We start from the raw sequence: 23,176 nt of genomic DNA on the forward strand, positions 1-23,176 counted from the left end.
TTAAATTACTCATAATAGTCTCACAATCGTTTGACAATATTATATTTACACAATCAACCTTACTTATAACAAATGAGCCAAACAATGACTGATAGCACATATGATATAAATGATATTAAAAATGCTTATAGAAAACTTAAAAGTTATATTTATTACGATAATTTTTTTGTTTACCTCAGAGAGAAAATTGCTCAGTTCGAATCTAGTGATGACTTTGAAAATAAATTTGAAGCTCTATTAAATTATTTAAATAATCCTGATGAAAACGGGAATTATATAAATACGTTATTTAAACAAATTTCGTCACATATAATACCAAAGAGGTACAAAAATTTGAAATCCGATGAAGAGGATTTTGTTATATCGAATGATTTTTTTCAAGATCAATACGAGATTGAAAAAGTAAATTATTTGATAAATGCTCCTGTCGAAATTCATATTATATCTGTATTGTGGATATTAGAAGAGGGGTATATTTTGGCACATGATTTTTCAAAACATAATTATGCCTACTCCCTTGAAATCGATCATAATACAAATCGAGTGGTTGATGGTCTAAGAATGTTTAAACCTTATTTTGAGCAATACCAAAAATGGAGAGATAATGCAATTAATTCTGCTCAACAATTTTTAAATGAAGACACAGATGTTCTAATAATTGGTTTGGATATCAAGGAATATTTTTATAATATTAAATTTAATGATACTAAAAGGCAAAAGTTAGTAGATGCGATTCAGTTAAAGAAAATTAAGAAACATGAAAATTCGATATTTCTGACTAACATAATCTTTAAAATAAATGGTGTTTATGCAAAATGTTTACCACAAGATAAGAAAGCATCATCAATCCCAATTGGTTTACTATCTTCAGGAATTTTAGCAAACTGGTTTTTAAAAGATTTGGATCGTCAAATAATTGATAACTTGTCGCCATCGTACTACGGTAGATATGTAGACGATATTGTATTAGTTTTATCTAATGCAACTATTCCAAGTGCAACTACTACTGGGGAAGTTAAAAGCCCAATAGCAAGAGTTTTAAAGAAGTTTTTTGAAGATAGAAAAATTTTTACGAGTAAATCTCCAAAGGTACATTTAAAGAATAATGAAACGAGCTATTGTTGGAGATCAAATGAGAATATTCAAATTCAGAAATCAAAAGTTTCAGTACATTCTTTTAATAGTAGAGAATCAAAAGCTATACTTGAAAAATTCAAAAAAAATATTCAGAAAAATAGCAGTGCTTTTTGGCTACTTCCAAATGAAAATCAAATCAATGATGATTTTGATGAAAGTGTATATGAATTATCATACACAGATACTATCAATAAGCTTAGAAGTATTTCTGAAATCAAGCAAAGTAAATATGGTGCTTCTGTTTTTTTAGCAAAAAAAATAAAAATAAGCTTACTTTCAGATAATCAAAAAGATGAAAAAACAACAGACCAAATTCTTACCTTTTTTAAGGGAAGAATGAATTTAGAGTTCAGTTCCATATGGGAAAAGGTTTTGACTTATTTTTTAATAACGAATGATCAAAAATCATTTTGTTTTTTTGTAAAAGAGACTATAAAATGTATTGACAAAATAACATATCAAAATGTAGATGAGCTTGATGAAATAAAGAAGAGCCAAATTTTGTTTTTAATAAATAGTATTTCTTTAGCTGTATCTTTAAATCCAAATTTCTTAGGTTATTTGAAAGAAACACTTGATGTAGTGAAATTAAATTGGTACCCACATAATATATATAAAGATATTGAAATCCGAGTTTTTACTTACAGAAAAACTAATTTACTAAGGCATAGTTATATTGTTCATCCTCTAATGAATTTTATAAACACCGATAGCGATAAGTATATGGATTTTGTAAAATATGATATTTCAAATTACAAACATCATGTTTTTGATTTAATGAAATTAGAGTATTCGCCAAGATTTATTTATTTGTACGAATTCACACATTATTATTCATTTCAGAAAATTGTGAGTTTAACGGAAAATACTTTAAAGTCTGAAAACGGTAACCAAGTTTTAATTAAAGATTTATTTTTGATTAGTGAAGAAAACTTTACAAATAATGTTGTTTTAGACAAATCATTTGAAACTTTTTTTGAGGCAAATTATCTCTTAAGAAATCCTCAAAAATATACTGATGAAAAAATAAAGGTAGAAAAGTTTAAAAAATTAAAACGCAGGTATTTTAACAGTATTGAAAAAGAGAATCGACATGAAAAAATAATTTATGATTATTTAGAGGTTTCTAATAGTAACTTGAAAAATAGTGTAAAAATAGCAGTTGCAAATATTAAAGTCGAGCAAGAAAATTTACAAAAATCATTTTTTGGCGCACCAAATACCTCTAAAGAAAGACGTAAAGAATTTTTAAGTATTTTAAATGATGCTGAAAGAAATAAGGTAGATTTTCTGATTCTACCAGAAGTAAGTGTGCCACATCGTTGGTCTCCTCTCTTGGCAGATGAATCAAGAAGGAAAGACAGAGTAATTATTGCTGGATTAGAGCATATAACAATAAATAGAGTGTGTTATAATTTTACTATAACTCTATTACCAATGAATGTTAGTGGTATTAAGGATACCATTTTAGTTTTACGACTTAAAAATCATTATTCACCACACGAAGAAAGTGTGATTAAAAATAGTGGTAAAATTGTTCCGAGATCAAATCCAAGTACCTATAATAAATTTATCTGGAATAAGATTCATTTTTCTGTATATAACTGTTATGAATTGGCAGATATAACTCATAGGACAATTTTCAGATCGGAGGTTGATTTGTTATTTGCGTCAGAATATAATCGGGATATAAATTATTTTTCTAATATTGTTGATACTGTTACTCGAGATGTGCACTGTTATTTTATTCAAGCGAATTCATCCGACTTTGGTGATTCCAGGATTACTAGACCGTCACGGACAGAAACAAAAGATATATTGCGATTAAAAGGGGGAACAAATAATGTAATCTTATGTGCTGAATTGGATTTAAAATCCTTAAGAAGTTTTCAATCTACAAGAATACCAGGTCAAAATGTGATGCGTTTCAAAAATACTCCGCCTGATTATGATCATGATAAAGCTGAAAAAAGATTAAAAGGTTTGTAAGAGTTTAATTCTTACCCTCCTTCTCGTTCAAATATTTCCAATACCGTTTTGGTACATGCTGAATGTGCAGTTTCATGTTTTTGCGGGCTGGAATGTTAGTGCTGTTAAAATAGTCCTTCCATAAAATAGAAGCCAGTTCTTCCTTAGGGTCAAGCAGGGCAGGGGGCAGGTTTATTTTTTTAGTGTCAATATCGGCAACAAACTCATAGGTAATTTCTTCCACGGTGTGGGTGTTGTAGTACAGGCCGTAGTGCCGCTTCACGTCATAAATAATCCATTGCTGGTCGGCATAGCGGTTCTTAAAAAAGTAGGCAATAAGGGGCAGTACATTAAAATCGGGTTCTATGGGGCAGTAGTACATGCCATCTGCCGTTTGCTGAAAACGTATAAACGCTTTCATGCGGTGGCTTTCACGACTTGCTTTTTTGTTCCATTGGCTAATGGCTATAACGTGCGGGTTGCCAAAATTTTTCTCGGCACCCGGTGCGCTGTCAAAAATATAGCGGGCAAAATTAAACATATCCATAAAGGCCTGTGCATTTTCTATAAGGTAGGTTTTATAGAACATACGCTGCCATTCCGGGCTTAGCTTTTTTTGCAGCCCTGCCCATACACGTTTGGCCTTCGTTTCATCGTTTATAATTTCGAGGGTTTCCTGCAACATCACAGGCTGGTAAAGTTTATCCCAAACCAGTTGTACCGCGGTTTCTTTTCGGTTGTAAAACTCGAAAAGCGCGGTAAGTAAACCTTCAAAAGAACCGTCGAAAATATAGATAGTCATAAAGTTGTAAAGTCGAAAGTTTGAAAGTTGTAGGATTGCAGAGTTGGCGGGCTTCTAATATCGTAATTTTACACAACACACCCTAATCCTCTCAAGAAGGGAACAGATTCACTCATGCCGATGAAAAAATCCGTGTAAATCCGCGATTGCGAAGCATCCGCGTCATCCGCGTTCCATAATTTAAAACAAACTCAGTTGGTTTTGCGGCACTTTAAGGTATTTGCTGCTGCTGTCGGCCAGTATAATATTTTTAAGTTGGGGTGCGTCGGGTTCATTTAATAGTATCGGGCTGTCGGCACAACGAATAAAATGTTTGGAACGGTTGTAGGCTATGCCAATTTTTTGCAGTTGGTCGCTGCGCAGCCTGCCAAATTTTCGGGCCTGTACTATCTTTTTTGCCGATTGTACCCCAATGCCAGGTACGCGTAATATCATGCGATAGTCTGCCGTATTTATATCTACCGGAAACTGATCCAGGTTTCGCAACGCCCAACTCAGCTTAGGATCCATATCGGTATCAAGATGTGGATTCTTACTATTAAGAAGTTCGTTTACATTGAACCCATAAAAACGCATCAGCCAGTCGGTTTGATACAATCTGTTTTCACGCAGTAGCGGCGGCTGACTCCCTATAATCGGCATGCGCTCGTCATAACTAATAGGTATATAGCCTGAATAATATACGCGTTTAAGCGAGAAATCTTTGTAGTATTTCGCAGCGGTGTGCATAATCTCCATATCGGTTTCGGGGGTGGCGCCAATAACCATTTGGGTACTTTGCCCGGCAGGCACAAATTTAGGTACGCTTTTTATAAGCCCGGTTTTCTTCTCGTCTTTATATTGTGTAATACCGCTTTGAATAAAGGCGAGGGGCTTTTTAACTTCTTCGTGTGATTTATCGGGGGCAAGTAATTTAAGTCCGGCTTCAGTAGGCATTTCAAGGTTAATACTCATCCTGTCGGCATACAGTCCTGCTTCGGTCAGCATTTCCTGACTTGCACCGGGAATAGTCTTTAAGTGTATATAGCCATTAAACCGCTCTTCGAGTCTTAACTTTTTTACAATGCGCAGCAGACGCTCCATTGTAAAATCGGCATCTTTAAAAATGCCTGAGCTAAGAAATAATCCCTCGATATAGTTACGGCGGTAAAAGCTCATGGTGAGTTCTACTACTTCGTCTACAGTAAAGGCAGCGCGCTTAATATCGTTGCTTTTGCGCGATACACAAAAGGCACAGTCGTAAATACAATGGTTGGTAAGCAAAATTTTTAGTAACGATACACAACGACCGTCTTCGGTATAGGTGTGGCATATGCCGCTGGCGCTGCTGTCGCCAATACCTTTATTGTCGTTTTTGCGGTTTCCGCCGCTGCTTGAGCAGGAAACGTCATATTTTGCTGCATCGGCTAAAATGTTTAGCTTTTCCCTAATCCTGTCGTACATATATATAGGTGTATTTTACAAAAATAAATTATGGAATTGTTTTAAATACTTCAACAAACGTTAAATAGTTAGGGGATTTTGTTGCTAAACTGTTATAGTTGGATATTAAGTTGCATTAAGTTTTTATAAATCAAAAATTCGTGTATTTTTGCCATTTTATTGTTTAGGATTATTTGGGTAATATTTGAGATTATTTTAACGTTATTGCATAAGTGCCTCGTGTGGGGGATGTTTTTTGTTAAATTACCTGAAAATACTTAAACGTTAAATAATTGCGGATGGTAACGGAAAATTGTTACAAAATTTTATAAACGGTTAAACATTTATTATATATTTGCCTGCAATAATTAAAATACTGTATATTAAGTTTTTAATGTTTACGCCTAAAGTTGAAGATTGCATTTTAGTTTTGGAATTATGAAAAAAAATTTACTCTTTTTACTCCTTTTATTCGCAATAAAGGGATTTTCGCAAAATCCAATTACGGTTACGCCCGGGCCTGCGCAAGTATCCGGGGCTGTTATTAACCAATGGGTTAATAGCAATTTGGTTACAAACTCCTGTTTGGTGCGTACCTCAAACGTAAACAAAACTACAGGGCTTGACTATGGTTATGAGGGTGTTGGATCTTTTACTAATACCAATCCTAACTTTGCCTTTTCAAGGGGTGTCGTGCTTAGTACCGGTCGTGTATCTAATGCACCGGGGCCTAATACCAGTACCTCAAGTGATGAAAATGCTGCGTGGACAGGTGATGCCGATTTGGAAGCTGCTTTTGCGGCTGGCGGTATTACTATTCAGTCTATGAATGCTACAGTGCTTGAATTTGATTTTGTTGCAGCAACAAACAATCTTTCTATAGATTATATTTTTGCTTCTGAAGAATACGGCCAGTGGCAGTGTCATTCTAAAGATGGTTTTGCTATACTTTTAAGAGAGGCGAGCGGAGGTGCTTACCGCAATATTGCTACTGTTCCTACTACAGGTCAGCCTGTGTCGGTTTCAACCATACGCAATAATGCAAACATAAGTAATCCTATTGCCGGATGTTTATCTGTAAACCCTGAGTTTTTTGGCAGGTTTAATGGTGGTTCGGGTGCTGCTCCTTTAGAATCGCCTATTAACTACGAGGGGCAGACTGTTGTGATGAATGCTTCTTCTGCACTTGTTCCGGGAACAACATACCATATCAAAATAGTAATTGCCGATGATGGTAATGGTAATCCTAATAACTTAAATGGTAATGACGGTAAATTTGACTCTGCGGTATTTTTCCCTGACGGAGCATTTAACCTTGGCCAAATAGTTTTAGGTGAAGACCTTACTCTTAATAATGGTGATGCTCTTTGTACAGGGCAAACTTATACGATAGATTCTCATTTAAATGCAGCTTCTTATGATCTTAGCTGGACATGGAACAATGGTCAGGCTTTTGCCGGAGATGTTTCGTCTATACAGGTAAGTCAATCGGGTACTTATGTGTTGAGGATATCAGATCCTGTTTCGGGTTGTGTTAATACTCAGGAAATAGTTGTTGAATTCAGTCCGGGCATTACTCCGGGCGGAACACCGCGAAACCTGTATGCCTGCGCTAATCCATCAGGTAGTTATGTTTATGACCTTTCTCAAAATACTCCTGTACTAAAACAAGGGTTGGATGCAGCTACTACAGTTACCTACCATGCAAGCCAGACCGATGCGGAGCAAAATAACCCACCGCTTAATACAAACTATAACAGTACGGGCGGACAGACTATCTGGGCACGTGTACAGAGTCATAACAGTAGCTGTTATGCTGTAGTGTCTTTCCAGTTGCTAACGGTTCCTACGCCAACTGCAACTGCTCCGGCTCCTTATGCTGTATGTGAAACTACTCTTGGAGGTGGTACTGCAAACTTCAATCTTACACAATTCAGGTCTATTATATTGGGTAGCCAGGCGTCGGCTGATTTTACAGTGTCATATCACACAGATCAAAACGGCGCAGATACTAATACGAATATTATAACTTCTCCGGGTACATATAACTCTGCAGACGGTATTGTTTATGTAAGGGTACAAAGCAACTTTAGCCCGTTGTGTTATGCAACAACATCTTTTAATATAGATGTATTGGCCCGTCCTAATATTGGTCCTGTTCCTACAGACCAAAACGTATGTACAGATTTTATCCTGCCTGCGTTGCCTGATGGAGGTGCTTATTATAGCCAGCCGGGTGGTTTAGGTTCGCCTATAGCTGTGAATACACCTATAACAACTTCACAGCGCATCTATGTATATGCACAATCTACTTCTACGCCGGCATGTGCGAGTGAGGCTACCTTTATGGTAAATATTGTTTCGCCTGCAAATGTGCCAGCTGATGTTACAGCGTGTACAGATTATACACTTCCTTTCCTTCCTTCCGGGCAGCATTATTATAATGGGCCGTCAGCTTCCGGGGGTGAGATTGCAGGTGGTACTACTTTAACCCAGTCTCAAACTGTTTATTTTTATATTCCTGCAGCTTCAGGCTGTACGGCTAATACAAGTTTTGATGTTACTATAATTAGTGCAAACGTTCCGGCAGATGTTGTTGCCGGGCAGATAAACGTTTGTAGCCCTTATGTGCTTCCTGCTATAACTGGAGGCGGCGAATATTACACTGCGGCAGATGGCCCAGATGGAACGGGTACGCCAATTGCTGTAAGTACACCTATTGCTGCTACACAGGATATATGGGTTTATCAGGCAAATCCTGACGGATCATGTTTTGCAGAAAACAGGTTTAGGGTTGTAGTAACTAATACTACCTTAGATCCTGTGGGGCCTATAACTTCATGTGGTCCATATACGCTTCCGGCGCTTACCACAGGAGGGTATTTTAGCAATACTGGTGGGGTTGGTGCAATTGCGGCTGGCACACAAATTACTTCTTCACAACGTATTTATGTTTATGCTTCACTGCCTGGAAATCCGGCATGTACAAATGAAGCAAACTTTCAGGTAACTATAAACCCATTACCAGCGGCTCCGGTTATAGCCCCGGGCGATTATTGCCTTAGCTATACATTGCCGAATCTTGGTCCTGGCATAACTTATTTTACAACTGCCGATGCAACAGGTATTGAATACCAGCCAACTGACGTAATAACTCAAAGTGTTACCTTATACGCTACAACGGCTCCTAATGCCAGCGGCTGTAGAGCTACCACATCTTTCAGAGTTACAATTATCGATACTACTATTGATGCCGGTCCGGATCAAAACCAATGTGAACGCTACATATTGCCTGCGTTACCTACAGGTAACTATTACAGGCAGCCAAATGGTGTAGACAGGATCAATGCCGGTACTGCAATTACACAAAATACACGTATTTATGTATATGCATCTAATGGAACATGTTCGGCTCAGGATTTCTTTGAGGTAAATATTTTCCCATTACCGGTTATTACTCCTATTGATGACCTTTATTCATGTGGACCTTATACGCTTCCTACACCACAGGCCGGAGGGCACTATTATACAGGTGCTGACGGTACTGGTAATCTATTGGGAGATAATGAGGTAATAACAACTACTCAGGATATATATCTTCATGTAGAAACGGGTGGTGTTGGTACTACTCCTAACTGTACAGCAGATGAACAGTTTAAGGTCACAATATTAGATCCTAACGTTAGCCTGGCTCCTGGAGATGTTACTACTTGTGGTAGCTACAGGTTGCCTGCATTACCTGTAGGCAGATATTTTAATCAGCCAAATGGTGTAGATCCTATAAATACAAATAATGCAATCACAGCTACTCAGAGGGTTTATGTGTATGTTCCTACCGAAGGGCCAAACTGTACTGCTAATAACAGCTTTATGGTTAATATAACTCCGTTTGCTATAGTTCCAAACGTATTTCCTCCTGTAACTGCTTGTAACAGTTATGTTTTGCCTTCATTGCCTGCTGGTTTTAGTGGAGATTACTATCTGCTTACCGGAGGACCTGCCGGAGGACAGACACCGATTAGTGCGGGTTATGTTGTGGACAGGACTACTACAATATTTGTACATAACAATAATACACAATGTCCTTCTCAAAGATCGTTCGTGGTTACCATTAACCAGGTTCATGTTGACAATGTTACCGATCAGACGGTTTGTGAGAATGTTGGTTATGTACTACCTCAATTAACAACAGGTAAGTATTATGATAGGTCTGGCGGGCCTCGTAACGGTGCCGTAGAAATGGCTGTAGGTACTCTTATAGATACAGCTCAAAGAATATATGTTTATGCAGAAATACCGGGTACATCACCTATTTGTTCTGACGAGAAATTCTTTGATGTAATAATAGCTCCGGCTCCTAATGTTATTGCTCCGGAACCTGTAGATACTAATGGCGTAGCTCAGGCCTACAGCTGTACCAGCTATACGCTTCCTGCGCTTACCGGTCCTGGTGCTTATTATCCACAGCCAGACGGTCAGGGTGTGCCAATACCTGCAACTACTGTAATAAATGCAACCCAGTTAATATACATATATGCTCAAACTGGTGGTGCAGTTAACTGTAGTACTGAAATTCCATTCCAGATAACTGTTAACCCGGATGCTCCGGTTGACGTTACAGAGTGTGACGAATATATACTTCCTGCACTATTGCCGGGTCAGCACTATTATACTGCTGCCGGAGGTCCGGGTGCAGGCAATACAGAAATAATGCCGGGTACACCTATTAATGCTACGCAGGATGTATATTTCTATATTACTTCTGCAGCGGCATGTACTGCAAATACGTTCTTTACGGTAACCATAAACAATACTCCTGTATTGGCTTCGGTTAGCAATATAAGTGTGTGTGAGGAATACTATCTTCCAGCTCTTACTGTTGGTGCATACTATGAGCAACCTAATGGTGCCGGTACTCCTATAGATATCAATTTCCCTATAACAGCTCCTGCTGGTACTGTGGTTACAAAAACAGTTTATGTGTATGCTGAAACCGGTACATTGCCAAATTGTGCTGCCCAGGCAACTTTTGATGTTGTTGTTACCGGTCCTCCAGCTATAAACAGTTTCTCTAACGTAGAAACTTGTGATAGCTATACTCTTGGTGCATTATTGCCGGGTGTTACTTATCAGTCGGATAGCCAAGCTAATGGTGGTGGAAGTGTTATACCTGTAGGTACAACGTTTAGCTCTGGCAGCCAAACTGTTTATATCTATGCGCCGTCTCCTAACGCTAACGAGCCGACATGTTTTAGTGAGAGTAGTTTTACTATTAATATATATTCTGCTAATGCAGATACTATACTACAGCCTGGTCAGCCTGGAATCACAGCATGTGACAGTTTTACCCTGCCTGCTAATGGTGCTTCGGGTAATCCAATTGACCAGAATGGTCCTACTTTTATACAGCATTATTATTTAACTGATCCGAGCGGTACAGGTAATACCGGTAATTTCCTGCCTGCAGGTTATACCGTAAACTTTACCTCTCCTGCCGATGATAACATAAACCAAAAAACGGTTAATGTTTACATATATCAACAGCTTACCGGTAGGTTCCAATGTGAAAGCGTTGTAGTGGTGCCTATAACAATATACCGTACTCCTGCTGTGCCGGATGTGCCTAATCAGGAGGTATGTTTTGATTATACATTACCTGCACTGCCTGCATTGCCTCATGGTGATACAGATGTTACCTACGATTATTATACTCGCCCTGGTGGACCTAATGGAGGCGGTACTGTTTTAAACGTAGGAGACAGGTTTGAAGCAACTGGTAATACTACAAGAACAGAAACGTTCTATGTGTATGCTTACACCGGCAACAACCAGTGTTTTAGCGAAGATACTTATACCGTGAATATTCACAGTATTGAGGTTCCTACATTCCAGGATCCTACCTATGCATGCGAAACTTATGTACTTCCTATATTGCCGTTAGGTGAATACTTTACAGGTACTGGAAGAACAGGTACAATGCTTGCTCCAGGTACTCCACTTACAAACTCGGTATCAAGGATCTATATTAACGGTGAAACGAGTACAACACCTGCATGCCAGGACGAAACAAGTTTTGAGCTTATAGTTGTGCGCAGACCTGTGGCTATAACGCCTTCTCCGGTTGTTGTGTGTGCTTTAGATGATGATAGCCGTTGGGGTGAATTCGATCTTACGGCAGCAATTGCCGAGGCTCTTGGTACGCAACCTGATGTTGCTGCAACAATACATGAAACTCAACAGGATGCTGAGTTTAATGTAAGGGCACTTACAGGTGCAGAAATTACTAATTACAGAAATGTTACGGCAGTAAACCAAACACTTTACATAAGGTTGACTTCGACTCTTCCTGTAGATTGTTATAGCATTACTCCGGTGCAATTAACAGTGAACCCAAGGCCTATTGCAAATGACCTTGATCCATTGGAAGTATGTGATAACGGTGTTGATGATACCGATCTTATTGGTGTATTTAACCTTACATCTGTTGAGGCTGATGTGTTGGGTGCAACCCAGGCTCCGCCACAATATAATGTAACTTACTTTACATCGCGTGCGGATGCTGAATCTGCAACAGGCACTCCAATACCAAATCCTGCTACGTTTACTACAGTAAGCACAACAGTATTTGTTAAGGTTACCAATGTTACAACAGGCTGTTATGATATTGCCGTGCTTGAACTTATTGTTAACCCAATGCCGGTTGCTAACTTACCACAGCCTTTAACGGTATGTGATGAGAATGCTCCTGGTGATGAGATAGAAGAATTTGACCTTACTACCAAAATTGACGAAATTACAGGTGGTGCTAACGGGGTTCGTGTAAACTTCTACCACACATTTATTGGTGCTGACGATGAGCTGGCTACAGATGAGATAACCAATCCTGAAACGTATAGAAATAATACTTCGCCGGGTGTTGAGAGTATCTTTGTAAGGGTTACTGATGTAAACAGCGGATGTTACAGAATTGTGATTTTAGACATTCGTGTGGAGGCATTGCCTACCCTTACAGTGCCAACTGCTGCCGATCTTACAATATGTGATACGGACGGTAATGGCTATGGTAACTTTAACCTTGACGATCTTGTTGCAGACATGATTGGTGTGGGTGGTCCTAATATTGTAGTGCATTTCTACCATACAGAGGTAGGTGCTATAAATGACAGTCCTAATTCAAGAATAGTAGATACAGCTAATTATATCAACCAAAATCCGTTTGCTCAAACTATATGGGTGAGGGCAGAGGATACAAGAACGGGCTGTTTATCTATTGTGTACAGGTTAGACCTTGTGGTTACTCCTGCTCCGCAGGTGCCGGATCTTGATGATCTAAGGGATTGTGATGATAACGACAGCGACGATCAGGATGGTTTTGCTGAGTTTGACCTAACGCAACAAAATGCTGTTATACTTGCCGAACCGGGTATGAACCCTGCAATAATCATTCGCTACTTTGCAAGCGAGCAGTATGCTAACGACGGTACTCCGGTTATTGTAACCCCACAAAGGTTTAGAGGCTTTAATGGTCAGGTTATTTGGGTTCGTATAGAAAACCCTGGATTTGACTGTTACAGTATTACAAGCTTTGAACTAAGAGTAGATACTCCTGTAGATGTGGCTCGTCCTACTGCACTAGTATTGTGTGATGAAGCATTGCCAAATGACGGTAGAACTGAATTTAATCTTAGAGATAAAGATGAGGAGATATTGGGTGCAACAGGACAAGGGCAGGATAATGTAGTTACTTACTACGCTAACATTGCAGACCTGAACTCTAACACGCCGATTACTAATCCAGAGACTTATACCAACGTTGTTAACCCTCAGACATTACAGGTTAAGGTAACAACAATATTTGGCTGTGAAAGCTTTACAACGCTTACTATAAGGGTTAACCCTCTGCCAACGCCAAACTTTACACCAGATGCGTTAGAGAAGTGTGATATTAATAATCCGGGCGACCTTGAAGAGGTATTTGATCTTACAGAGGCTGCTGTAGATATAAGGGATAATGGCAACTATATACTTAGATATTACCCAACTAAAGCTGATGCCGATGATGATGAGAACGAGCTAACGCTTGCTGAAGCGCAAAACTATTTGAGTGGAACTACTACGGTAGGTGTACGTGTAGAGATAGCTCCAACACAGCCTAACGACCCAACATGTTTCCAAACGGTAGAGTTACCACTTATTGTTAACCCGTTACCATTTGTTAACCCGTTAGAGCCTTATGGAATATGCCAAACCAACTTTACAGGAATAGCTACGTTTGACCTTGACAACTATCGTTATGTAATATTAGGTACTGGTGTAAACCTTGCAGATTATACAGTGCGTTATTATGCTGATGATCCTAATATGGTGCCTCCGGGAATAGGAAATCCGTCTTTGTCTTATAGTTTTACTAATACGGTTGTTCCTAGTCAACCTATATACGTACAAGCAGAGAATCTTATTACGGGTTGTGTAAATACAGGAGTACTGTTACTTTCGGTAGAGCCACAAACAATTGCTAATCCGTTAGATAATAATCTGTATACTAAATGTGATAGAGATGGTGATAACGATGGTGAGACTGTAATTGATGCTGCAGACCTAGCGGTTATAGCTGGACAAATTGTAGGCACTCAGGGCCCTGTTGGAAACTATGATGTTACACTTTATCCAAGTGAACTGGATGCTCTTGCGGGTACAAATGCATTCCCAATTCCGTTTACTACAACAAGTGTAACAGATGTATGGGCTGAGATAAGAAATAACCAATATCCTTATGGATGTCCTGCTTATGTTGGCTTCGATATTATAATCGAAATGCTTCCAGAGCCGGTTATAACAAGTGCTGATGGTAGGAATATTAGTTGTGTGGATTTTGTTACAGGTGCTGTTTACAACTCTGTGGATATGAGAACACAATATTTGTCGGTTGATGGATATACATTCCAATGGTATCTTGATGGTGTAGCTATGCCGGGAGAAACTAATGAGTTTTTAAGTGTTACTGAAAGCGGTATATATACAGTTGAAGTAGTTGGTCCTGGTACTAATTTCTGTCCATCGCTACCGTCTCCTGGGTTTGAAGTTACTAAGTCTGGTCCTGCAAGCTTAATTAATGATGGTTATGTGGTGAGCAATGCTTTTGCTGAAAACCAAAGTATTACTGTGCTGGTTGAAGGCTTTGGCGACTATCAGTTTAGTATGTATGAGAATGGCCCTTGGCAAAACTCTAACGTATTTACTAATGTAGGTATTGGTTATCATACGATTTATATCCGTGATATTACTGCCGGTATAGATGCATGTATTACTGACCCTATCGAAAATGTAAGTACTATTGACTATCCTAAGTTCTTTACACCAAATGCAGATGGTTATAATGACTTCTGGAATGTGAGGGGGCTTGCTAACTTCCCGTCATCTCAGATATTCATCTTCGACAGGTTTGGTAAACTGATCAAACAGCTAAGCCCTGCAAGTAACCCTGAAGAAGGCGAAGGATGGGATGGTACCTTTAACGGTGCACCGCTTCCTGCAGATGACTACTGGTTTACAGTTACCTTCCCTGAAGGAAACACAACAAGAGAGTACAAAGCTCACTTTGCGTTGAAACGATAATCAGGTTTTTGATTTATATAGACAAGGGCAGCCAAACGGCTGCCCTTGTTGTTTTTTTAGTATGGTTGATTATTGTTGTTTAATGCTTGGGCTTTTCATATCTGTTGTGTAGTTATAACACTTATTGATATAAAACAGTCTGATTAAATTGTCTCGCAAAGGCGCAGAGGCGCAAAGTTCTGTGGTGATATTCTCATTCCAGGCGGCTGTCAAGCCGCTTAAGAACCTTAATCGAACTTACATCTTTGCGCCTCTGCGCCTTTGCGAGAAATTAAATATCAACATGACAGGCTAAAGTATAATCATAATTGGCATTATTTCTCGTTTAGTGTTTCCCAAAGTATAGTGAATGCCTACAGTGGTTGTTTAGCCCTGACAGAGGCGGCATCCCTGTAGTGCAACGAAAGGATATAGCCAATGGCAGGAACATGGTTTAAAAGATGCGCTTAGGTGAAGCTCCATAGAAAAAGCCCCACAATTGTGAGGCTTGGTTATAATTGGTATGTAAAAGGTTGTTTAGTTGCGCAGGGCATGCAGTCGGGCTACATATTTGCCTACTACATCAAACTCAAGGTTTACAACTGTTCCGGCTTTTATGTGTTTAAAGTTTGTATGCTCGTAAGTGTAAGGTATAATAGCAACGCTAAACTCGTTTGCTTTGCTGTTCACTACTGTAAGGCTCACACCGTTTACGGTTATCGACCCCTTTTCTATGGTAATGTTATTTTGCGCGGTGGCATAGCCAAAGGTGTAGTACCAGCTCCCTCCGGCTTCTTCTACACTGAGGCAGATTCCGGTTTGGTCTACGTGACCCTGTACTATGTGTCCATCCAAACGGTCGCCCAGTTTCATGGCGCGCTCAAGGTTTACCTCTCCACCCACAGACCAACTGCCAAGGTTGGTTTTTTCAAGGGTTTCTTTGATAGCTGTAACAGTATAGGTGTCGGGCGAAAGGGCAACTACTGTTAAGCATACACCATCGTGGCTCAGGCTTTGGTCTATTTTAAGTTCCTGTACAATGGGGCAGGTTAAAGTAAAATGTATATTCTCGTTATCTTTTTCTATTTGTGTAATGCTTGCGGCAGTTTCGATTATTCCTGTGAACATGCTGATTAATTTACTAAATTTGTAGGGTACAAAATTAAGCAATAAACAGGCATTATGACAAAACAGGCAGAAAATGTAATTGTGGGAATATCTATAGGCGACCTTAACGGCATTGGACCGGAGGTATTGCTTAAAACTTTTGAAGACCCCCGCATGCTCGAATTTTGCACACCCGTAATTTTTGGCAATGTAAAGGTGTTGTCGTTTATAAAAAAGGCGTTGCACCTAACGGCTAATTTACATGGTATTGATGCGCTCGACCAGTTGGTTCCGGGCAAGCTGAATGTGCTTAATGTTTGGAAGGAAGGGGTTAATGTTAGCTTTGGCCAAAATGACGAGACGGTGGGCAAATATGCCATCAAGTCATTTACTGAAGCGGTTGCTGCGCTAAAAGAGAAAAAGATAGATGTGTTGGTAACGGCGCCTATTAATAAGTATAATATACAAAGCGAAGATTTTAAATTTCCGGGACATACTGATTATTTAGACCAGGAATTAAAAGGCGATGCACTTATGTTTATGGTTCAAGATAATTTACGGGTTGGTTTATTGACAGATCATATTCCGGTTAATGAGGTTTCGGCACATTTAACAGAAGCCCTTATCCGAAAAAAGATACTTACCATAAATACTTCGCTTAAGCGCGATTTTAAAATCAGTAAACCAAAGATAGCGGTGTTAGGCGTAAATCCTCACAGTGGTGATAATGGTGTTATCGGTAAAGAAGATGATGTGGTGGTGAAGCCGGCGCTTAAAAAACTGTTTGAGGAAGGGGTAATGGTTTTTGGTCCATTTTCTGCAGATAGCTTTTTTGGAAGTGGGCAATATGAAAACTATGATGCTATTATAGCGGCTTATCATGACCAGGGGTTAATACCTTTTAAAACACTTTCTTTTGGGAATGGCGTAAACTATACTGCCGGGCTGGATGGAATACGTACTTCTCCGGATCATGGAACAGGCTATGATATTGCGGGGAAAGGCGAGGCGGACCATAATTCTTTTAAAGAAGCGTTGTACCTTGGTTTAGATATTTACCATAATCGCGCAGAGTATGCCCAGCTAACAGCGAACCCTTTGAAAATAAGGGAAAAACAGGAAGAATCAAAAAAATATTCATAACAGTCTGTAGTTTGCAATTATTTTATATCTTTGCACGCTCAAAACTGTTGTACTAAAACAAGTTGCGGTTGTAATAACTGCGGCAGGCAATAAAAATAACGGTTAAAATAACTGGAATCGCGATGAAAGTGAATAAGGAATTTTTAATCCCTTTTGTGGGGTTAAAGCAGGGAAAACACCAGTTTGAGTTTGATATTGATAAAAAGTTCTTTGAGACCTTTAACTTTGACGATTATAATGATGTAAGCGTTAAGGTAAAAATGGTTTTAGATAAAAAAAGCACCATGATGGAGCTGAGCTTTAAGCATAAAGGTACGGTTAATGTGCCTTGTGATATAAGCAATGAAGATTTTGATTTGCCTATTAAAGGCAAGCTTGATCTTATTGTTAAGTTTGGTGAAGAGTTTAATGATGATAATGATGAGATGCTTATACTGCCTCATGGAGAGTATCAGGTAGATGTATCTCAGTATATATATGAGATGATCGTGCTTTCTGTTCCATTAAAAAGGATTAATCCTTCTTTAAAGAGCGGTGATAATGCAGATGTTTTAAACAGGCTTGAAGAACTGGCTCCAAAAGAGCAGAATAAAGATAAAAACGAAGAACAAAGTACTGACCCTAGGTGGGACAGTTTAAAAAAACTATTAACGGATAATAAATAATATAGTAAAATGGCACATCCTAAGAGAAAGACCTCGAAAACAAGAAGAGATAAGAGAAGGACGCATTATAAAGCCGCTGTACCTCAAATTGCTACATGTCCTGTAACAGGAGAAGCGCATTTATACCACAGGGCTTACTGGCATGAAGGTAAAATGTACTATCGTGGTCAGGTAGTTATCGACAAGGCAGTAGCTGAGGCATAATTTACCGGAAAGTAAAGGGTAAAAACTCTCACTTGGTGGGAGTTTTTTTGTTAAATACCCTTTTTTGCAATTTACCACGGTTTATTGCCTGTATATTGTAATTTTTTTGTAATTTCCACCACTTTTTGGGCTTTTTTGACCCGAAACGGATAGATATACTATTTTTATGAGTAAAATAACAGCTGCCATTACTGCCGTTGGAGCCTACGTGCCGGATTTTGTGCTTACAAATAAGTTGCTGGAAACAATGGTAGATACTAACGACGAGTGGATAACCACCCGTACAGGTATAAAGGAGAGGCGCATTCTAAAAGAAGAAAATCAGGGAGCTTCATTTTTAGCTATAAAAGCAGCAGAGGATTTACTAAAAAAATCAGGCACAAACCCGGCCGATATCGATGCTGTTCTTGTGGCAACTGCCACACCAGATATGCCAGTTGCGGCTACTGCCGTATATGTGGCAACCAAAATAGGTGCTGTAAATGCCTTTGCCTATGATTTGCAGGCGGCATGTTCCAGTTTTTTATATGGCATGAGTACTGCTGCTGCATACGTGCAAAGCGGCCGTTATAAAAAAGTACTTTTAATAGGGGCAGATAAAATGTCGTCTATTATAGATTATACAGACAGGGCAACCTGTATTATTTTTGGCGATGGTGCCGGAGCGGTGTTGTTTGAGCCTAATGAAGAGGGGCTTGGCCTTCAGGACGAAATATTAAGGAGCGACGGAATTGGTCGTGAGTTTCTTAAAATTGAGGCAGGTGGGTCTATACTTCCTGCAAGTCACGAAACGGTTGATAACAAACAACATTATGTTTTTCAGGATGGTAAAACAGTATTTAAATATGCTGTTAGCAATATGGCCGATGTAAGCGAGCGCATAATGCAAAAAAACAACCTGACCCACGACGATGTAAACTGGCTTGTTGCACACCAGGCTAACAAGCGCATTATAGATGCTACTGCCCAACGTATGGGAGTAGATGAAAGCAAAGTACTTATAAATATAGAGCGCTACGGCAATACTACAAGTGCCACTTTACCACTATTGCTTAGCGATTATGAACACCTGCTTAAAAAAGGCGACAATATTATATTTGCATCTTTTGGCGGTGGCTTTACATGGGGCTCAATATACCTTAAATGGGCCTATAACAAGAACTAAACAAACTACAATATAAAAACTGAAGTATGGATATCAGAGAAATTCAAAACCTAATAAAATTTGTAGCCAAGAGCGGTGCTACAGAAGTTAAATTAGAGATGGATGATTTTAAGATCACCATAAAAACTACTACGGAGGCAAGTGCTGCCGAAGCTACAACTACAACATATATACAGCAATTGCCATCTGCACAGCCTGCAGCTCCTGCAATAGCTGCTGCACCACAACCTGCAGCCGCTGCACCACAGGCTCCTGCTGCTGAAGATACTTCTAAATTCCTGGTTATCAAATCGCCAATCATTGGTACTCTTTATAGAAAACCATCTCCGGACAAACCTACTTTTGTAGAGGTTGGAAGTACTATATCTAAAGGAGACGTAGTTTGTGTTATTGAGGCTATGAAGCTTTTTAACGAAATAGAATCTGAAGTGTCTGGTAAGATCGTAAAAGTACTTGTAGATGATGCATCTCCTGTAGAATATGACCAGCCTTTATTCCTTGTAGACCCATCGTAAATTATTTTAAATTAATGAATTTTAAATGCTTACAAGTGAGTGTTTAAAATAATTTAAAATTCAAAATTTATAATTTAAAATAGTCTGACCGATGTTTAAAAAAATATTAATTGCAAACAGGGGAGAAATTGCGCTTCGCGTAATTCGCACCTGTAGGGAGATGGGCATCAAAACCGTAGCGGTTTACAGTACTGCCGATGCCGACAGCCTGCACGTAAAATTTGCCGATGAGGCTGTATGTATAGGCCCGCCGCCCAGCAACCTTTCTTATTTAAAAATATCTAACATTATAGCTGCTGCTGAGATAACAAATGCCGATGCCATTCACCCTGGTTACGGATTTTTATCTGAAAATGCACGTTTTAGCCGTATTTGTAAAGAGCACGGTATTAAATTTATTGGTGCTTCGCCCGAAATGATCGATAAAATGGGCGACAAGGCTACTGCAAAAGCTACCATGAAAGCTGCCGGAGTGCCTTGTGTGCCGGGCAGTGACGGTCTTCTTGATTCTTATGAGCAGGCAGAAAGCCTGGCGGCTGAGTTTGGCTACCCTGTAATGCTAAAGGCTACTGCCGGAGGTGGGGGTAAGGGTATGCGTGCCGTTTGGAAACAGGAAGAGCTTAGAAAAGCATGGGACAGTGCAAAACAGGAAGCTGCTGCATCTTTTGGAAACGATGGGATGTATATGGAAAAGCTTATTGAAGAGCCACGCCATATTGAGATTCAGGTTGTTGGTGATTCTTTTGGAAAAGCCTGTCACCTGTCTGAAAGGGATTGTTCTGTACAGAGACGTCACCAAAAACTTACTGAAGAAACACCGTCTCCGTTCATGACCGATGAACTTCGTGATGCAATGGGGGCTGCTGCTGTAAAAGCTGCTGAGTTTATTGCTTATGAAGGTGCCGGTACTGTAGAGTTTCTTGTAGATAAGCACAGAAACTTCTACTTTATGGAGATGAATACCCGTATACAAGTAGAACATCCTATTACAGAGCAGGTTATTGATTATGACTTGATCCGTGAGCAGATACTTGTTGCAGCAGGTGTGCCTATTAGCGGTAAAAACTATCTGCCGCAAATGCACTCTATAGAATGCCGTATCAATGCGGAAGACCCTTATAACGACTTTAGGCCATCGCCGGGCAAAATTACAACCCTGCACATGCCGGGTGGTCATGGTGTAAGGCTTGATACACACGTATATAGTGGCTATACTATTCCGCCAAATTATGACTCTATGATAGCTAAGCTTATTACTACTGCCCAAACAAGGGAAGAAGCTATAAGCAAAATGAAACGCGCACTTGATGAGTTTATAATTGAAGGTATTAAAACCACAATACCGTTCCACAGACAATTGATGGATGAGCCGGATTATGTTGCCGGAAACTACACAACTAAGTTTATGGAGTCGTTTAAAATGAACGAACGCGTAGAAGAATAAAATATAAGAACCCGGCCTTTTGGTCGGGTTCGGTTTTTTAATAAAGTTCGGTAAAATTTAGAAACCTAACCTCTACTCAAAAGGCCGAGTTTTTTCTCACTTTTTTGAGCTCGAAATGCGGTTTAAGAATTTTTATTTTTAACAGGAATTAAGTGTGCTATTTTTGGTTGTTGTGAATATCGAAATCATATTGGGTTTTATTTAAAAAATAAATAACATTGTGTTTTATTTAACTAGTTTATTAGCAATAATTTTTAGCAAATTACTTGTAAACACGTAAGGTTTACAATGGGTTTCAAATATCTAAAAAATACCTACATATAGGTATTTTTTTTTGTAAGACGTTCCAATATCTTGGGCAGATCAATTTTTAAGATATTGGGTATGGAGCGAAATTTACTTAGATCAGCAATACTGATTTTATTCCTTTTTGTAGGAATAAGTGGTTTTGGGCAAACGATAAGATATGTAAAACAATCGGCCTTCGGCACTGCTGATGGAACAAGCTGGGCAAATGCCGGGAATGATTTGCAGGCTATGATCAACATTTCATCATCAGGAGACCAAATCTGGATTGCAGGTGGAATTTATAAGCCAAACCGTGCGGCAAACGATATAAATACCGTTACGCTAAATAACAGAGATAATGCTTTTGTATTAAAAGAGGGTGTAAAAATTTATGGAGGATTTGCCGGAACCGAAAATGCGATAACCCAGCGGGATTTGACCATCACCGCCAATGAAAGTGTTTTGAGCGGAGATTTTAATGATAACGATAATCCTTATGCATATCTCAGCACATCGGAAAATGCTTACCATGTTGTTGTTATAGCAGGAAATAACGGTGTAATAAATAACAATACCGTATTAGATGGCTTTACGGTAAAAGGAGGCAATGCATCGGGCTCAAATTCACTCGCTATTAATGGTATTGCTGTTTCAAGAGGCTCCGGTGGGGGTATAAGTATTAATAATTCAAACCCTCTTATTTCAAATATCATCATAACTTTAAATTCTGCAGGTGACGGCGGAGGTTTATATAACTCATCATCGTCTCCGTTAATTATAAAAAGTACATTACAAAATAACAAAGCAGGCTCCGGGGGCGGAATAAGCAATTATAATTCTACTCCTTCTATTTTAAATAGTTCTGTTTCATTAAATACGGCAATGTTTGGTGGGGGTATAAACAATTACAATTCCTCTGCCTTAGTTACCAGTACTGTAATCACCGGAAATAATGCAATTGGTTATGAAGGTAGCCAATATGACTCAGGAGGAGATGGTCTGGGCGGAGGTATCTATAATGATGCTTCTTCACCTGTAATAACCAATTGCCTTATAGCTGGTAACAATGCAGAAGGAGGGAACGGAATTGATAATCATGGAATGGGCGATAGCGATGGTTCTGCCGGAGGCAGTGGCTATGGCGGAGGTATTTATAATTATCAGTCTTCTCCAACAATTACCAATACAACTCTTATTTATAACGGTACATTTAGTGGCTCCGGGTACGGAACCGGTTACCGTCGCGGAGGTGGATTATATAATGAAACAGGCTCTTCTCCAAAGGTCAGGAACAGCATCATTTATGGAAATACTGCTACTACAGGTACAAATATTTATAATTCGGGTTCAACCCCTGTTTTTAATTATAGTTTGGTACAGGGCAGCAGTTCAGGATGGAATAATTTAGGTACTAATGGAGGTAATAATATAGATGCCGATCCACTGTTTACTAATGTTTCCACAGGTAATTATGTGCCCCAGGGTACAAGTTCTGTAATAAATGCAGGTAGCAATGCCTACTATGAGGTAGGTGCAACGCCAGATCTTTCAGAAATTACTACTGATCTGGCTGGTGATTCAAGAAATTTTGAAGGAACTGTTGACATCGGGGCTTATGAAGTTCAAGGTACTCCGTGTTCAGCCTCTTCACCTACAGCTTCTGCACAAATATTTTGCGGTAGTTCAACAGTTGCAAACTTAACCGCAACGGGCACAGATTTA

At 39.2% G+C, this 23,176-nt stretch carries 12 protein-coding genes; 9 read left to right on the plus strand and 3 right to left on the minus strand.

Translation table 11 applies throughout. The annotated features are described in order from the left end of the window. The first annotated feature begins 72 nt into the window (after positions 1–72). A complete protein-coding gene (locus GR160_RS17740) occupies positions 73–3,126 on the plus strand; it encodes an RNA-directed DNA polymerase (protein ID WP_160751241.1) in 3,054 nt (1,017 codons plus the stop codon). 4 nt (positions 3,127–3,130) lie between these two features. Here the strand turns inward: GR160_RS17740 and GR160_RS17745 are convergent, their stop codons facing one another. Both GR160_RS17745 and GR160_RS17750 read right to left on the minus strand, forming a co-directional pair. Beyond that, positions 3,131–3,907, minus strand: a complete 777-nt coding sequence (locus tag GR160_RS17745; protein ID WP_160751242.1) for a TIGR03915 family putative DNA repair protein — start codon at positions 3,905–3,907, stop codon at positions 3,131–3,133. 180 nt (positions 3,908–4,087) lie between these two features. Next, positions 4,088–5,350 carry a putative DNA modification/repair radical SAM protein gene (locus tag GR160_RS17750; RefSeq protein WP_160751243.1) on the minus strand — a complete coding sequence of 421 codons (1,263 nt, stop codon included), beginning with the start codon at positions 5,348–5,350 and terminating at the stop codon, positions 4,088–4,090. A gap of 417 nt (positions 5,351–5,767) precedes the next feature. Between GR160_RS17750 and GR160_RS17755 the strand changes: the two genes are divergently transcribed. Beyond that, positions 5,768–14,944: a T9SS type B sorting domain-containing protein gene (locus tag GR160_RS17755; RefSeq protein WP_160751244.1), complete on the plus strand. Its 9,177-nt coding sequence runs from the start codon at positions 5,768–5,770 to the stop codon at positions 14,942–14,944. Positions 14,945–15,460: 516 nt separating this feature from the next. On the opposite strand, the gene GR160_RS17760 is transcribed toward GR160_RS17755, so the two are convergent. Continuing rightward, positions 15,461–16,051: a riboflavin synthase gene (locus GR160_RS17760; RefSeq protein WP_160751245.1), complete on the minus strand. Its 591-nt coding sequence runs from the start codon at positions 16,049–16,051 to the stop codon at positions 15,461–15,463. A 54-nt stretch (positions 16,052–16,105) separates the two neighbouring features. On the opposite strand from GR160_RS17760, the gene pdxA reads away from it, so the two are divergent. From pdxA to GR160_RS17795, 7 genes are all read left to right on the plus strand, one after another. Further along, a complete protein-coding gene (pdxA, locus tag GR160_RS17765) occupies positions 16,106–17,173 on the plus strand; it encodes a 4-hydroxythreonine-4-phosphate dehydrogenase PdxA (RefSeq protein WP_160751246.1) in 1,068 nt (355 codons plus the stop codon). Between the two features lie 122 nt (positions 17,174–17,295). Beyond that, entirely contained in the window at positions 17,296–17,838 is a 543-nt protein-coding gene (locus GR160_RS17770) for a DUF177 domain-containing protein (RefSeq protein WP_160751247.1), read from the plus strand. Positions 17,839–17,847: 9 nt separating this feature from the next. Then, complete coding sequence (gene rpmF / locus GR160_RS17775) at positions 17,848–18,042, plus strand: 50S ribosomal protein L32 (protein ID WP_160751248.1); 195 nt, start codon at positions 17,848–17,850, stop codon at positions 18,040–18,042. Positions 18,043–18,208: 166 nt separating this feature from the next. Continuing rightward, a complete protein-coding gene (locus tag GR160_RS17780) occupies positions 18,209–19,207 on the plus strand; it encodes a beta-ketoacyl-ACP synthase III (RefSeq protein ID WP_160751249.1) in 999 nt (332 codons plus the stop codon). Between the two features lie 26 nt (positions 19,208–19,233). Then, on the plus strand, positions 19,234–19,722 hold the full coding sequence (gene accB, locus GR160_RS17785) for an acetyl-CoA carboxylase biotin carboxyl carrier protein (protein WP_160751250.1): 489 nt from the start codon (positions 19,234–19,236) through the stop codon (positions 19,720–19,722). A gap of 91 nt (positions 19,723–19,813) precedes the next feature. Beyond that, positions 19,814–21,166: an acetyl-CoA carboxylase biotin carboxylase subunit gene (gene accC, locus GR160_RS17790; protein ID WP_160751251.1), complete on the plus strand. Its 1,353-nt coding sequence runs from the start codon at positions 19,814–19,816 to the stop codon at positions 21,164–21,166. A gap of 384 nt (positions 21,167–21,550) precedes the next feature. Then, positions 21,551–23,176 (plus strand): choice-of-anchor Q domain-containing protein (locus GR160_RS17795; RefSeq protein ID WP_305038396.1); only part of this gene is annotated, 1,626 nt, incomplete at its 3' end.

It is taken from the genome of Flavobacterium sp. Sd200 (assembly GCF_009826935.1).
Taxonomy (GTDB): domain Bacteria; phylum Bacteroidota; class Bacteroidia; order Flavobacteriales; family Flavobacteriaceae; genus Flavobacterium.